This window comes from Streptomyces sp. NPDC052023 (genome assembly GCF_044548465.1).
GTDB lineage: Bacteria > Actinomycetota > Actinomycetes > Streptomycetales > Streptomycetaceae > Streptomyces.
Genome location: NZ_JBIUBW010000011.1, coordinates 160,930 through 175,345, shown reverse-complemented (window position 1 = coordinate 175,345; position 14,416 = coordinate 160,930). Strand labels below are relative to the sequence as shown.

Below are 14,416 nucleotides of genomic sequence, written 5' to 3'. Positions count from 1 at the left end.
CCTGGACACCCGAGGGGCGGGAACTGCGCGAGCCACAGCCCCCGCCCCTCGGGAGGTGCCGCAGCGCTACCTGACGGCCGACGCCACGGCCACCACAGCGAACATCAGTACAAGCGCACCGGCCATGATCCGGTTCCGGGTTTTCGGGTCCACGTACCGAGACTAACCGGCGCCGCCGAGCGGCCAGCGGCCGACCGCCTCGTAGCGGGGCTGCTCGCCCGGCACCCCGGACCGGGGCAGGTCGCTGCGCACCAGCGCCAGCTCGGCCACGGTCCAGGTGCGGCTGGTGAACCCGGCCAGGGCGTCGAGATACGGCCGTACGTTCCTGGCGTCCCGGCTGCGGGCCAGCGTGAGGTGGGCCTTGTACCTCCGGTGCTCCCCCATCTCCACCCCGGCCTTGCGCGCCGCCGCCTCCGCCCGCTCGGCCAGCAGCCGCAGCGTCGCGAGGTCGCCCTCGGCCCCGGCCCACAGGGCCCGGCCCTGCCCGAACTGACCCCCGCCCCGCACGGCCAGCTCGAACGCCGGCGTCCGCCGCGCGGCCCGCTCCAGCCGGGCCGACAGCTCCGGCACGACGTCCTCGGCCACCTCCCCGTAGAACGCGAGCGTGAAGTGCCAGCCGGGCCGGCCGGTCCAGCGCAGCCCGTCGGCACCGGGCAGCCCCCGCAGAGCGGTCACTTCCGACGCCAGTTCGCGAGCGACGTCCTCGGGGGGCAGCACGGCGGCGAAAAGTCTCATGGGGCCAGTCTGCCCGCGCGCACCGGCGTGTCCCGATCACCGTGCGTATCGTTGTACCGCGCGGCTGCACTCGGGTGAGCGGCAGCCGGGGAGGAGCGCCACGATGACCGTCCTCGCAGAGAGGATCGAGATGGCACACGACGGCGGCGACGAGCTCACGCTCGACACCTTGTTCGAGTGGCTGGAAGAGATGCCCATCCCCGAGGGATACCGGACCGAGATCGTCGGGGGGAACATCTGCATGGCACCGCAACGCGGCACTCATTGGCAGATCATTTTCGCCATTCTGGACCAACTGAGGACCAAGTACCCCCGCACACGACTGCTCTCCGACGTGCGCATCGACTACCCCGGACACCTCAACGGGTTCGCGACCGACGTCACCCTGATCGCCGACGGCGCGAAGGAGGACGTCAACGGCCGCTGGCACCACAAGGACGTCGAGTTCGTCGTCGAGGTCATCTCCAAGGGCACCGCCGTCAACGACTACGGCGCCAAGAAGACCGCCTACGCCGAGGCCGAGGTGCCGGTGTACCTGATCGTGGACCCGTACAAGGGCGAGTGGTGCCTGCACACCCTGCCGAGGGACGGCGAATACCACGGGTACGTCAGCTTCCCCTTCGGGGACGAGGTCGACCTGACCGGCACGGTGGTCGGCCTCGTCCTCAAGACCGACGAGTTCCCCCGCGACTGACCCGGCCCGCCGGATCAGGCCGCCGGCGCCAGTTCCTCCCGGCGTTCGCGGGGCACGAAGCGCACCCTCGGGTGGCCGCGGTGCCAGCCGACCGACAGCCGCAGGTTCCCGGCGCGGGCCAGGATCAGGCCGATGGCGGTGGCGGCCAGCGCCGCCACCGCGCCGCCGGTCGCGAGGCCGACGCGGGCGCCGTAGGTGTCCGTGATCCAGCCGACGATCGGGGCGCCGACCGGGGAGCCGCCCAGGAAGACCATCATGTACAGGGCCATGACACGGCCCCGCATCGCCGGGTCGGTGGCCATCTGGATGCCGGTGTTGGCGGTGACGTTGACCGTCATGCCGAAGACACCGAGCGGGATCATCAGCAGGGCGAACAGCCACAGCGACGGGGTCACCGCGGCCACGATCTCCACCGTGCCGAAGACCAGCGCCGCCGCGGCCAGCAGCCGCATCCGCGCCGTGCCCCGGCGTGCGGCGAGCAGCGCGCCGGTCACCGAGCCGACCGCCATCAGGGTGTTGAACAGGCTGTAGGTGCCGGCGCCGGCGTGGAACACGTCGTCCGCGAAGGCCGAGAGGTAGACGGGGAAGTTGAACGCGAACGTCCCTATGAAGCCGACCAGCACGATCGGCCAGATCAGCTCCGGGCGCCCGGCGACGTAGGTCAGTCCCTCACGCAACTGCCCCTTGCCGCGCGGGGCGCGCCGGACGGGGTGCAGTTCGCGCCCTCGCATCAGCAGCAGGCCGACCAGCGGGGCGACGTAGGACAGGCCGTTGAAGAGGAACGCCCAGCCCGTGCCCACGCCGGTGATCAGGATGCCGGCGACGGCGGGGCCGATCATGCGGGCGGACTGGAAGTTCGCGGAGTTCAAACTGACGGCGTTCTGGAGCTGGTCGGGGCCGACCATCTCGCTCACGAAGGACTGGCGGGCCGGGTTGTCGACGACCGTGGCGAGGCCGACGGCGAAGGCGGCGACGTACACGTGCCAGACCTGCACGTGGCCCGTCAGTGTCAGGGCGGCGAGTGCCAGGCCCGTGAACGCCATCGCCGTCTGGGTGACCAGCAGCGTGGGGCGCTTGGGGAGGCGGTCGACCAGGACCCCGCCGTAGAGACCGAGGAACAGCATCGGAAGGAACTGCAGCGCCGTCGTGACGCCGACGGCGGTCGCGGAGCCGGTCAGGCTGAGGACCAGCCAGTCCTGGGCGATGCGCTGCATCCAGGTGCCGGTGTTGGAGACGACCTGGCCGAGGAAGAAGAGGCGGTAGTTGCGGACCCTCAGCGAGCTGAACATCGAGGACTTGCGGGTGTCCCCGGCGGCGATGTCCGGCGGGTCGGTGGTGGGCGGGGCGTCGTGGGTGGTCGGTGCGGGGGCGGAGTCTGCTCCGGATCCCGTACTCAAAAGGGTTCGCCTCCCTACGGCGGTGCGGTTACAGGTGCGCGAGCTTCTCCAGCACGGGGGCGGCGGCGCGCAGTTTCGCCCACTCGTCCTCGTCGAGGTCCTCGGCCAGCGAGGCCAGGAACGCGTTCCGCTTGCGACGGCTCTCCTCGAGCATCACCTCGGCGCGCTCCGTCTGCGTGACGACCTTCTGGCGCCGGTCCTCGGGGTGCGGCTCCAGACGGACCAGCCCCTTGGCCTCCAGCAGCGCGACGATGCGGGTCATGGAGGGCGGCTGCACATGCTCCTTCCGGGCGAGTTCGCCCGGGGTGGCGGTGCCGCAGCGCGCCAGGGTGCCCAGTACCGACATCTCGGTAGGGCTCAGTGACTCGTCGACCCGCTGGTGCTTGAGCCGACGGGACAGCCGCATCACGGCCGATCGCAGGGAGTTCACGGCGGCAGCGTCGTCGCCATGGGTAAGGTCCGGCATGTGTTTAGCTTAACTCATTACCCTGGCTAAAGAACACCCGCGACACGCCCGGCTGCCCGTGAGACACGCCACGAAACCCTACCTTCACCCATACGAGTGATCCAGCCGCGGAACGTGACACGCCGCCCGGCGGCGCCCCCGACCCTCGTGCACATGGGGACCAGTGTGCTCAGCCTGCGAATAGACGGTGACCTGCTCGAGCGCCTGCGGCACCGGGCGGCCACACGCGGAATGAGCGTCCAGGACTACGTCGTCCGGACGCTCGTTCGCGATGACTTCGACGAGCGGTTCCAGGCCGCCGTCGAGGAGACGGAGCGGTTCTACGGGGTCACGTGAGACCCAGCGCCGGCATCAGGTAGTAGAAGGCGAAGACCGCCGCCACGGCGTACATCGCCGCCGGGACCTCCCGGCCCCTGCCCGCGGCCAGGCGCAGCACCACGAAGGTGATGAAGCCCATGCCGATGCCGTTGGTGATCGAGTAGGTGAACGGCATCATCAGCATCGTCACGAAGGCCGGAACGGCGATCGTGTAGTCCGACCAGTCGATCTCCCGGATCGAGCCGGCCAGGATCAGGAAACCGACCGCGACCAGCGCGGGCGTGGCCGCCTGCGAGGGGACCATGGTGGCGACCGGCGTCAGGAAGAGCGCCACGGCGAACAGACCACCCGTGACCATGTTCGCGAAGCCGGTGCGGGCGCCCTCGCCGACACCGGCGGTGGACTCCACGAAGCAGGTGGTGGCCGAGGACGAGCTGGCGCCGCCCGCGGCGACGGCGATGCCGTCGACGAACAGGACCTTGTTGATGCCGGGCATCTGCCCCTGGGCGTCGGTCAGCTTGGCCTCGTCGCTGACGCCCATGATCGTGCCCATCGCGTCGAAGAAGCACGACAGCAGCACCGTGAAGACGAACAGGATGCCGGTCAGCACCCCGACCTTGGCGAAGCCGCCGAACAGGCTGACCTGGCCGAGCAGGCCGAAGTCGGGGGTGGCGAGGGGATTGCCGGGCCACGTGGGCGTGGTCAGACCCCAGGACGGGACATCCGCGATCGCGTTGACGATCACGGCGAGCACGGTCATCGCCACGATCGAGATCAGGATCGCGCCGGACACCTTCCGCACGATCAGCGCCAGCGTGAGCAGTACACCCAGCACGAAGATCAGCACCGGCCAGCCGTTGAGGTGCCCGGTGGCGCCGAGCTGGAGCGGGACGGTGGTCTGGGCGGCGTCCGGAATGCGGGAGACGAAACCGGCGTCGACGAGACCGATCAGCATGATGAACAGGCCGATGCCGATGGCGATGGCCTTGCGCAGGCCGTAGGGCACGGCGTTCATCACGCGCTCACGCAGACCGGTGGCGACCAGCAGCATGACCACGAAACCGGCCAGCACCACCATGCCCATGGCGTCCGGCCAGGACATCCGCGGGGCGAGCTGGAGGGCGACGACCGAGTTCACGCCCAGACCGGCGGCCAGCGCGATCGGCACGTTGCCGATGACGCCCATCAGCAGGGTCGTGAACGCCGCGGTCAGTGCCGTCGCGGTGACCAGCTGAGCGTTGTCGAGCTGGTTGCCGTACATGTCCTTCGCGCTGCCCAGGATGATCGGGTTCAGCACGATGATGTAGGCCATCGCGAAGAAGGTGGCGAAACCGCCCCGGACCTCCCGGGCGAGCGTGCTGCCGCGTTCCGAGATCTTGAAGTAGCGGTCGAGGGCGCCGTACGCGGGCGCGCCGCCCGGCTGCTCGGGCGCGGGAGCCTTGGGTGAGGCCGAGGTGGGCATTGGTACTTTCCTACGAGCAGAACCGGTCAAAGGCAAACGGTTTCAGTATGAACATATGAGGGTCGATGTGCCATCTCCGCGCGTAGACCCTGCGCGCCACACCGGCGCGCAGCCCCGCCCACCCCGCCGGCCACGCGCCTCCCGGACCCGCGCGGCGGCCTCGTAAGCTGTCCCCATGGCGAAGTGGACCCCCAAGCACGAGGCGCCGGAGCCCCTGGAGGGCCCGGTGGTCGGCACCATCATCGGCGGCACGATCGTCTGGTTCGCCCTCTTCCTGGTCCAGTTGCCCTTCTACGGCTGGTTCGACGAGCACGGCCACACCTGGTGGCTGTGGACCTGCCTGGCCGGCGGCGGTCTGGGTTTCCTCGGCATCTGGTACGTCCGCAGGCGCGACGCCGCCATCAAGCGCGCGCAGACCCCCGAGGCCGCAGCCACCGACTCCCGGGCCAACTGAGCCCTCACCGCCGGCGGTCGTCGCGGCGTCCGTCTCGTGCCAGGCTGACAAGCGTGGGCCGAACGTCGCGGCGACGCGTACCGCCGTGGCCGCACCGGTGAGGAGCACAGTCATGGCGCAGCAGACCGACACCACCGAGGCGGACCGGGCCCTGAAGGCCAAGCACCGGGCGATCTGGGCCTCGGGCGACTACCCCTCCGTCGCCGCCGAGCTGATTCCGGAGCTGGGTCCGCTGCTGGTGCAGGCGTGCGGGGTGAAGGCGGGCGACCGGGTCCTGGACGTGGGCGCCGGGACCGGCAACGCCGCGATCCCGGCGGCGCTGGCCGGTGCGGACGTGGTGGCCGCCGATCTGACGCCCGAACTGCTGGAGACCGGACGCCGGACGGCCGCCAGGAGCGGCGTCGACCTGAGATGGCGGGAGGCCGACGCCGAGGCTCTGCCCTTCGCGGACGCGGACTTCGACACCGTGCTGTCCTGCGTCGGCGTCATGTTCGCCCCGCATCACCAGGCCGCCGCCGACGAACTGGTCCGGGTCTGCCGGCCGGGCGGCACCATCGGCCTGCTCAGCTGGACACCCGAGGGCTTCCTGGGACGGATGCTGGCAGCGCTGAAGCCGTACGCGCCACCGCCGCCGCCCGGTGCGCAGCCGGCCCCGCTGTGGGGAGACCCCGATCATGTGCGCGCGCTTCTCGGGGACCGGGTGACGGACGTGACCGCCGTGCGCCGGACGGTCGTGATCGACCGCTTCGGGACACCCGAGGACTTCCGCGACTACTTCAAGGAGCGCTACGGCCCCGTGATCGCCGTGTACCGGGCCAACGCCGCGGACCCGGAGCGCACCGCCGCACTCGACCGCGACCTGGCGGAGCTCGCCCGGCAGCACGACCGGGCGTCGGGTGGCGGACCCACAGTCATGGAGTGGGAGTACCTGCTGCTCACCGCGCGCCGCACGGACACCGCCCCCTAGGGCCGCCGCCCGGCCGTCGTACAACCGCCTTACGGCCACGGCACGGTCACGGTCCTTGCGAGGTCGGATCTTCCGCGCACTCGGCAGGTGAAGCGGTAGTTCCACACGTACCGTCGAATGCATGACGCACATCGACGCGGGCGCCGGTCTCGACCCCGTGCACCCCTTGCGCCTGCCCTCCCGCACCAGCGGACTGACCACCGCCGAGGTCGCCGAGCGGGTGGCGCGAGGGCAGGTCAACGACGTGCCGGTGCGCAGCAGCCGGTCGATGGCGGACATCGTCCGCGCCAACGTCTTCACCCGGTTCAACGCCATCATCGGCGTGCTCTGGGCGATCATGCTGGTCGTCGCCCCCATCCAGGACAGCCTGTTCGGCTTCGTCATCCTCGCCAACACCGGCATCGGCATCCTCCAGGAGTGGCGGGCGAAGAAGACGCTGGACTCACTGGCCCTCATCGGTGAGGTGCGGCCGACCGTACGGCGGGACGGGGCCGCCGCCGAGGTCGGCACGGCCGAGATCGTGCTGGACGACCTGATCGAGATCGGCCCGGGGGACAAGGTCGTGGTCGACGGCACCTGCGTCGAGGCCGACGGGCTGGAGATCGACGAGTCGCTGCTCACCGGCGAGGCCGACCCGGTCGTCAAACGGCCGGGGGACGAGGTCATGTCCGGCAGCTTCGTGGTCGCCGGGGCCGGAGCCTTCCAGGCGACCAAGGTGGGGCGGGAGGCGTACGCCGCCCAGCTCGCCGAGGAGGCGTCGCGGTTCACCCTGGTCCACTCCGAGCTGCGCTCGGGCATCTCCACGATCCTCAAGTACGTGACGTGGATGATGGTGCCGACCGCCATCGGCCTGATCATCAGCCAGCTGGTGGTGAAGGAGACCGACTTCAAGGACTCCGTCGCCCGCACCGTCGGCGGCATCGTCCCCATGGTCCCCGAAGGCCTGGTGCTGCTCACCTCCGTCGCCTTCGCGATCGGCGTGATCCGGCTCGGCCGCAAGCAGTGCCTGGTCCAGGAGCTGCCCGCGATCGAGGGTCTCGCCCGCGTCGACACCGTCTGCCTGGACAAGACGGGCACCCTCACCGAGGGCGGCATGGACGTGACCGAACTGCGCACGCTGGACGGCAACGACGAAGCGTACGTGCGGCAGGTGCTCGGCGCCCTCGGCGAGTCCGACCCGCGCCCGAACTCCTCCCTCCAGGCGATCATCGACGCCTACCCCGACAGCGAGGACTGGCGCTGCGTCGAGGCGCTGCCCTTCTCCTCCGCCCGCAAGTACAGCGGCGCGGCCTTCAGCGAGGGCAACGGCGAGTCCAGCACGTGGCTCCTCGGCGCCCCCGACGTACTGCTCCACGAGGACGACCCGACGCTCGCCGACACCGACCGGCTCAACGAACAGGGCCTGCGGGTGCTGCTGCTGGCCCGCGTCTCGGGCGAGCTGGACTCCCCCGGGATCACCCGCGACGCCAAGCCCGCCGCGCTCGTCGTCCTCGAACAGCGGCTGCGCCCCGACGCCGCCGACACCCTGCGCTACTTCGCCGACCAGGACGTCGCCGCCAAGGTCATCTCCGGCGACAACGCGGTGTCGGTCGGGGCGGTCGCCGGCAAGCTGGGCCTGACCGGCACGACGGTGGACGCGCGCCGGCTGCCCGCCGAGCGCGACCGGATGGCGGGGGCCCTGGACGAGGGCACCGTCTTCGGGCGGGTCACCCCGCAGCAGAAGCGGGACATGGTAGGAGCGCTCCAGTCCCGCGGGCACACGGTCGCGATGACCGGCGACGGTGTGAACGACGTGCTCGCCCTGAAGGACGCCGACATCGGGGTCGCGATGGGCTCGGGTTCGGAGGCGACACGGGCGGTGGCGCAGATCGTGCTGCTGAACAACAGCTTCGCCACGCTGCCGTCGGTGGTGGCCGAGGGCCGCCGTGTCATCGGCAACATCACGCGCGTGGCGACCCTGTTCCTGGTCAAGACGGTGTACTCGGTGCTGCTGGCGATCCTGGTGGTGTGCTGGCAGGTCGAGTACCCGTTCCTGCCGCGCCATCTGACGCTGCTGTCCACTCTGACGATCGGCGTCCCGGCCTTCTTCCTCGCCCTGGCGCCCAACAAGGAGCGGGCGAAGCCGAATTTCGTGCGGCGGGTGATGCGGTACTCGATCCCGGGCGGGGTGCTCGCCGCGGTGGCGACGTTCGCGACGTATCTGATCGCCCAGCGGTACTACACCGGGCCGGGGGCGCTGGCCGCGGAGACCAGCGCGGCGACGCTGACGCTGTTCCTGATCGCCATGTGGGTGCTCGCGATCGTCGCCCGGCCGTACACGTGGTGGCGGGTGGCGCTGGTGGCGGCGATGGGCGCGCTGTTCATGGTGGTGCTGGTGGTGCCCTGGCTCCAGGACTTCTTCGCGCTGCGGCTGGTGGGGATGACGGTGCCGTGGATCGCGGTGGGGATGGCCGCGGCCGCGGCGGTCGCCCTGGAGTTCCTCTGGAGGTGGGTCGACCGCCGCTTCCCCGCGTAGTTACTGGACGTCGACGTAGTCGCCGGTCGCGTTGACCGCCGGGACCGTCGTCTTGCCCTTGAACGTGAAGCGGTAGTAGCCGTCCGCCGACGCCGTGACCGTCGTCCTCAGCTCGCCCTTGCTGTTGGTCTTGATGCCCTTGACGTTGGTGTACGTCGTGACGTCCTTCTTGCGGTACTGAAGGGCGACCGACTGGTTCACGTACCCGACGTACTTGCCGGTCTCCCAGTTGGCGAGGGAGAGCTTGCCGGTGATGGTGAGGGTCTTGCCCTTCTTCACGGGCTCCGGCGAGGCGTTGACCGAGAGGGTGGAGGCACGCTGGATGAGGGTGGTCCCGAGGTCACCCTGTTCGGCGTAGCCGACCTTGGACATGTCGAAGTCCTCGCCCTCCGGGTCCTGGCCGTTGAGCGCGAGCGCGCCGGCGCCTGCCTTCCAGGTACCGGCCTCGGAGTTGAGCAGGTCCTCGCGCGGGTAGAAGTCGATCTTCCCGGTGCAGGTGGCGGTGGTGGCCGTGTTCACCGTGCAGGTCGCGGGCCTGACGCCGACCAGGGGGGCGCTGCTCGGGGCAGCGAGGTCACCGCGGTAGAGGACCGGGTTCGTCAGGAAGTCACTGGCCTTGACGTCGATGTCCGCGGCGTGGGTCATCTTGTAGGTGACCGTGGTGGAGTAGTGCGTCCCCGAGCCGAGCTTGACGGCCTTGGCGATCTTGAAGTCCGAGAACGTGACGTCCATGTCGTACGGCTGACCGGGGGCCCGGTCGCTCTTGTGCGCGGCCTGGCTGATCTTCGCGAACGCCTCGCGGTGGTCGAAGCCGTCGCCGCCGGCGGCGTGCGTGGCCGGTACGGCGAGGGCGGAGAGGGCCAGGGCGCCGGTGACGGTGGCGACAGTGGCACGTATGCGCATGCGTTCCCCAGATGGTCGCGAGTGATCTCGGAGCCTGTTGGCTCTCCTGATCAGATAGGCGAGTACGGGGAACGGTTGCCCGGGTGGGGGAAGTTGGCGGATTTCGTGGAGTACCGGTCCACCCGGGCGAGCCGTCGCCTACTTCACGTCGACGTAGTCACCCGCGACGCTGACCGCCGCGGTGCTCGGGATGCCCGAGTAGTTGAAGCGCCAGTAGCCGTCGTAGGACGCCTTGTAGGTGGTCTTCAGCGCACCGCCGGTGGCGGCGGTGATGCCCTTCACGTTCGCGTACGAGGTGGGACCGGACTTGCGGAACTGCAGGGCCACCTTCTGGCCGCTGAAACCGACGTACTTACGGGTCCCCCAGTCGGCACGGGTCAGCTTGCCGGTGACGGTCAGGGTGCCGCCCTTCTGCACCGGCTCAGGGCCGGCGTTGACCGTGAGCACGGAGGCGCGCTGGACCTTGTGGGTCTTGTAGAAGTCCGTGTAGAAGACCTCGCCGTCGTTGGCCAGGACGCCGACGGAGACGTTCCAGGTGCCGGCGAGGATGTTGGCGTAGAGGTCGCCCACCCCGTCGCCGTCCGCACCGGGCGTGGCGGTGATGGTGAGCATGCAGGTCGACGTCGTGGCACTGCTGGCCGTGCAGGAGGCGGCCTGCTCGTTCGGCGGGAGCCAGCCGTCGATGTCGTACTCGGGGTCGCTGCCGTGCCACAGGTCGATGTAGGCGTCCGAGATGCCGCTCGGGTGGCTGGCCTTCACGTACACCTTGATCGTCTTCGCGCCGGTGCCGACGACCACGTTGGTGTTGGAGTTCACCGTCACCGCGGTGATGGTGGGCGCTGCCGTCGCGCCGGTACGGAGGGACGGCTTGGCGGAGGAGGTGCCGAAACGCTCGGCGATGCCCGGACGGTTCAGCTCGACACCGTGCGGATCGGCCTGCGCGATCGGCGCGGCGAGGGCGGACAGGGCCAGGGCGCCGGTGACGGCGGCCACGGTGGCTCGTATACGCATGTGTTCCCCATGGAGGAGAGGGCCTCGCTGCCCTTCGTTCCCTGTGGCGCGTGAGCGCGACGAGGCCCAAGCGATCGTGGAGTCTGTTGACTCACGCGATCAGACCCACGCAGGTGGTGAAAGGTTGTACCACCCGTGAGGAAAATACGCGGCGACCGTGCACACCGATCCGCCCCGTCGACTCAGTCGAACCAGCGGTCCCGCGCCAGTTCCTCCGTCCGCGAGGGATCCTCCAGCAGGGCCGCCACCTCGAACCGCCGTGGCCACTGGCCCGCCGCCCAGGCGAGGCCGGCCGCGACGCCCTCCAGCGTGGCGGCGTGCAGCACCCCGTCGTCCGTGACCCGCCAGTCGATCTCCACCCCGTCGACGACCAGTTCCTCGTGCTCGACGTACGAGTCCGGCGTCCGCGCCCCCAGCAGGACCCGCACCGAGTCGGGTACGTCGTGCTCCGTGCCCTGCGAGTCGACCTCGCCCGTGACGGACTCGCTCAGCCGCCGCACCTGGAACAGCTCCGCCAGCTCGGCCGCCCGCGCCGGCGGGACCGGCAGCAGCGGCACGCCCGCCGTGAAGGGCAGCAGGTCGGGCGAGTCGACGACCACCGCACCGGCCGCGTCGACCACCTCGACCCGCCCGTCCACGACGGCCCGCAGCTCGTCGGGCAGGGTCACCTGCTCGGGGTCCAGCTCGGCCAGCGCGCCGTAGAGGGCGTGCAGTTGGGCGCCGGTGACCGGCCGCTCGGGGTCGGCGAGCCGGTCCAGCAGCTCGGCGCCGCCGCCCGGTTCGGCCAGGAGGGCCGCCACCGAGGTGCGGACGCCCAGCGCCCGGAGCACCTGCTCGTCGTCGAACCCGGTCGCGTCGGCCTCGTCGTACAGGCCGCGCAGCAGCGGATCGCCGCCGGAGGCGAGGAGACCGGCCGGGCGCCGGCCGTCCAGCACCGGGTGCCCCCGCAGCCACCAGGCCGTGTACGGGCGTACGACTTCATGGGTGCCGTCGGGCAGCAGGATCCGCACCGGCTGGGTGAGGGCGTCCCGCAGCGGCGGCCGCGCGAGCAGGGTCAGGGCCTGCGGCCACTTGTCGTCGTCGACGAGGTCCAGGTCCCGCACCGCGACCAGTTCGGTGGCGACCGGCGGCACCGGGGAGTCGGGGAAACGGTCGAGGATGTCCTCGCACCAGACGTCCACCGCGTCCAGCAGTCCGGGGTCGTCCGGCTCTGCGTACTCCCCTTCGCGGGGCTCCAGTTCGTCCGGGTCGAGGACGACGTCCGTGGCCCGGACGAGCGTGAAGTCGACCAGCACCCCGCACGCGGCCAGCGGCTGCTCACCGAAGCGCTCGGCGAACTCGGCATCCACGAAGGCGAGTTCGCCCTCGCGCATGACCTGCGCGAACGGGCCGCCGGGGAAGACCAGCTCACCGGCCGGCGCCGGCTCCCCCTCCTCGTCGGGGAGGGCCAGGGCACCGAGCCACGGCTCGTCCCCCGGTTCGAGACCGGCGTCGCGGACCAGGGTGAGCACGGTGTCCGCCAGCTCCTCGGCGTCCAGGGCGTCCTCCTCCCAGGACAGGGCACCCTCGTCGTCGAGCGAGGCGGCCACGGCGGCGCGCACCTGCGGCGTGGTGAGGACCGCGCGCGGCGTCGCGGGCAGCGCACCGAGCTTCTCCAGCAGCGGGTGGGCGGCGTCGGGGTGGGCGACCTTGAGGCCGAGCCGGGTGAGGGTCCCGGGTTCCACGCTCACGGCGTCGGGCGTGGGCAGCAGCACCTGCCGGGGCCCGATGGTGGTGCGGCCGTCGGCGAGCGGCACGGGCAGGCCGGTGAGCCGGTCGGGATCGACGCCCGCCAGGCTGTCGTACAGCCGCCGCCACCAGCCGGGCTCCTTCTCCAGCCCGGCCAGCCGGTCGACGGCGTCGGACAGCCGGAGCCGGGCGACCCCCAGCGTCCTCAGCTCCACCCGGCGTTCCAGACCGGCGGGCAGCAGGGTGGGCAGCACCTCGGCGAGCACCCGCACGGTGTCCGCGCCGGCCCCCTCGACGACCTCGGCGTCACGCGGCCGGAGCGACTCGGGCAGTTCCTCGTCGGGACCCGTGTGGGCCGGGGGCAGGAAGGACGTGCGCGGCAGCCGTTCCAGGATCGCCTGCCGCAGCGCCCCGTCCAGCTCGCCCTTGCCCAGCGGGCCGGGCACGAGGTCGATGATCCCGGCGGTCACCGGCCGCCAGCCGGCGAGCAGTTCGGCGTACACGTCCGCCGCCTTCTCGACCAGGAACCCGGTCAGCGGGCCGGGCGCGGCGTGCCGGCGGGTGGTGTCCAGCGGGAACGACGCGATGAGCAGCGCGGGCACACCGAGGGGCTCGTCGCTGGGCGTGGGGGCGTGCACGACGGGGCTGGTGCGCGGGTGCACGGGAGTGCCGTCGCCGTCCACGGGCACGGCCCAGGTGACCGACCAGTGCGGGCGCAGCCGCTCCTCGACGGGCCGGTCGGCGAGCAGTTCGGGCGTGAGCGGGCCGTGCGCGGCGGCGGTGCGCCACCGGTGGGCGCCGTCCCGCGAGTCCTCCACGACGGTCAGGGCACCCTCGGCCCGGCGGCGCAGCGTGCGGGGCGCGTCGGCGCCGGTCTCGATGACGACCTCCTCGAGACCCGGCAGGGAGAGCAGCAGGGAGTCGTCGACGGCGTGCAGCAGGCGCTCGGCGAGACCGGCGGCGGCCGTGTCGCGCAGGGGGAGGATGACGACGGTGTCGTACGGGTCGGGAGCGGTGCCCTCGGCGGCGAACGGCAGCCGCAGCAGGGGTACGTGACCGTCCCGGCGCCGGATCTCGTCGCCCAGGCCGGGGCTGTGCCGGGCGGTTTCGGCGGCGAGGTCACGGGCCTCGGCGAGGGACCAGCGGACACCGCCGTGCCGGCCGACCACCGCGGGCTCGTCGGTGACGGCGAGGACGGCCGCGAAGCCGACGCCGAACCGGCCGATCGAGGGCGTGTCCCGCTTGGCGGAGGCCCGCAGGGTGGCGAGCGACTCGACGCCGGCCGCGTCCAGGGGCGCGCCCGTGTTGGCGGCGACGAGGACGCCGTCGCGGAGGGTGAGGCGCAACCGGCCCGGCACACCGGCGCGGGCGGCCGCGTCGGCGGCGTTCTGGGCCAGCTCCACGACGAGCCGGTCCCGGTACCCGCCGAGTACGAGGTCCTCCTCGGCGTTGGCGTCCTCCCGGAAGCGGGCCGGACTGGTGGCCCAGGCGTCCAGTACACCGCGCCGCAGCCGGGCGGTCCCGAACGGATCGGCACCCTCGGCCGCCGGCCGCACGAACTTGCTCACGTTGACTCTCCTCATCGCCGTGAGGAGAAGGTATCGCCCCCGGCCGGTGAGACGCCGCCTGGCCGCCTCCGGGGCGGGGCGGGGCCAGGCACTCCCGCGCCCCTCGCGACGGCACCGACCCCACCACCGCCCGGCAGCGTCTCAGGCAGCGGAACGACCACCTGACGGCCCCTTCAGGGGCTTCTGGGGCCGCATTCA

General features: G+C 71.5%; 12 protein-coding genes. 5 read left to right on the top strand and 7 right to left on the bottom strand.

Translation table 11 applies throughout. The features are described 5' to 3' along the window. Positions 1–162: 162 nt before the first annotated feature. The gene (gene thpR, locus ACIHCM_RS22790) at positions 163–735 is read right to left on the bottom strand and encodes an RNA 2',3'-cyclic phosphodiesterase (RefSeq protein ID WP_399898605.1); all 573 of its coding nucleotides are present in this window, start codon (positions 733–735) and stop codon (positions 163–165) included. A gap of 103 nt (positions 736–838) precedes the next feature. Here thpR and ACIHCM_RS22785 point away from each other — a divergent pair, with 103 nt between their 5' ends. Then, on the top strand, positions 839–1,429 hold the full coding sequence (locus ACIHCM_RS22785) for a Uma2 family endonuclease (protein ID WP_399898603.1): 591 nt from the start codon (positions 839–841) through the stop codon (positions 1,427–1,429). 14 nt (positions 1,430–1,443) lie between these two features. On the opposite strand, the gene ACIHCM_RS22780 is transcribed toward ACIHCM_RS22785, so the two are convergent. Beyond that, positions 1,444–2,826, bottom strand: coding sequence for an MFS transporter (locus tag ACIHCM_RS22780; RefSeq protein WP_399898600.1), 1,383 nt, complete (start codon positions 2,824–2,826; stop codon positions 1,444–1,446). A 28-nt stretch (positions 2,827–2,854) separates the two neighbouring features. Beyond that, positions 2,855–3,292 (bottom strand): MarR family winged helix-turn-helix transcriptional regulator, encoded by a 438-nt coding sequence (locus ACIHCM_RS22775; protein WP_399898597.1) that lies wholly within the window; start codon positions 3,290–3,292, stop codon positions 2,855–2,857. A gap of 153 nt (positions 3,293–3,445) precedes the next feature. Here ACIHCM_RS22775 and ACIHCM_RS22770 point away from each other — a divergent pair, with 153 nt between their 5' ends. Beyond that, entirely contained in the window at positions 3,446–3,628 is a 183-nt protein-coding gene (locus ACIHCM_RS22770) for a ribbon-helix-helix protein, CopG family (protein WP_399898594.1), read from the top strand. On the opposite strand, the gene ACIHCM_RS22765 is transcribed toward ACIHCM_RS22770, so the two are convergent. Further along, complete coding sequence (locus ACIHCM_RS22765; RefSeq protein ID WP_399898593.1) at positions 3,621–5,072, bottom strand: NCS2 family permease; 1,452 nt, start codon at positions 5,070–5,072, stop codon at positions 3,621–3,623. The genes ACIHCM_RS22770 and ACIHCM_RS22765 overlap by 8 nt on opposite strands. Before the next feature lie 175 nt (positions 5,073–5,247). Here ACIHCM_RS22765 and ACIHCM_RS22760 point away from each other — a divergent pair, with 175 nt between their 5' ends. From ACIHCM_RS22760 to ACIHCM_RS22750, 3 genes are all read left to right on the top strand, one after another. After that, positions 5,248–5,526: a DUF2530 domain-containing protein gene (locus ACIHCM_RS22760; protein ID WP_399898591.1), complete on the top strand. Its 279-nt coding sequence runs from the start codon at positions 5,248–5,250 to the stop codon at positions 5,524–5,526. A gap of 112 nt (positions 5,527–5,638) precedes the next feature. Beyond that, positions 5,639–6,493, top strand: a complete 855-nt coding sequence (locus ACIHCM_RS22755) for a class I SAM-dependent methyltransferase (RefSeq protein ID WP_399898589.1) — start codon at positions 5,639–5,641, stop codon at positions 6,491–6,493. Between the two features lie 121 nt (positions 6,494–6,614). Continuing rightward, positions 6,615–9,008, top strand: a complete 2,394-nt coding sequence (locus ACIHCM_RS22750; protein ID WP_399898587.1) for an HAD-IC family P-type ATPase — start codon at positions 6,615–6,617, stop codon at positions 9,006–9,008. On the opposite strand, the gene ACIHCM_RS22745 is transcribed toward ACIHCM_RS22750, so the two are convergent. The 3 genes from ACIHCM_RS22745 to ACIHCM_RS22735 all read right to left on the bottom strand — a co-directional run bounded on the left by ACIHCM_RS22745 (position 9,009) and on the right by ACIHCM_RS22735 (position 14,218). Then, positions 9,009–9,911 carry a hypothetical protein gene (locus tag ACIHCM_RS22745; protein WP_399898585.1) on the bottom strand — a complete coding sequence of 301 codons (903 nt, stop codon included), beginning with the start codon at positions 9,909–9,911 and terminating at the stop codon, positions 9,009–9,011. 138 nt (positions 9,912–10,049) lie between these two features. After that, the gene (locus ACIHCM_RS22740; RefSeq protein ID WP_399898583.1) at positions 10,050–10,922 is read right to left on the bottom strand and encodes a calcium-binding protein; all 873 of its coding nucleotides are present in this window, start codon (positions 10,920–10,922) and stop codon (positions 10,050–10,052) included. Positions 10,923–11,104: 182 nt separating this feature from the next. Then, a complete protein-coding gene (locus ACIHCM_RS22735; protein WP_399898582.1) occupies positions 11,105–14,218 on the bottom strand; it encodes a sacsin N-terminal ATP-binding-like domain-containing protein in 3,114 nt (1,037 codons plus the stop codon). Positions 14,219–14,416: the final 198 nt, after the last annotated feature.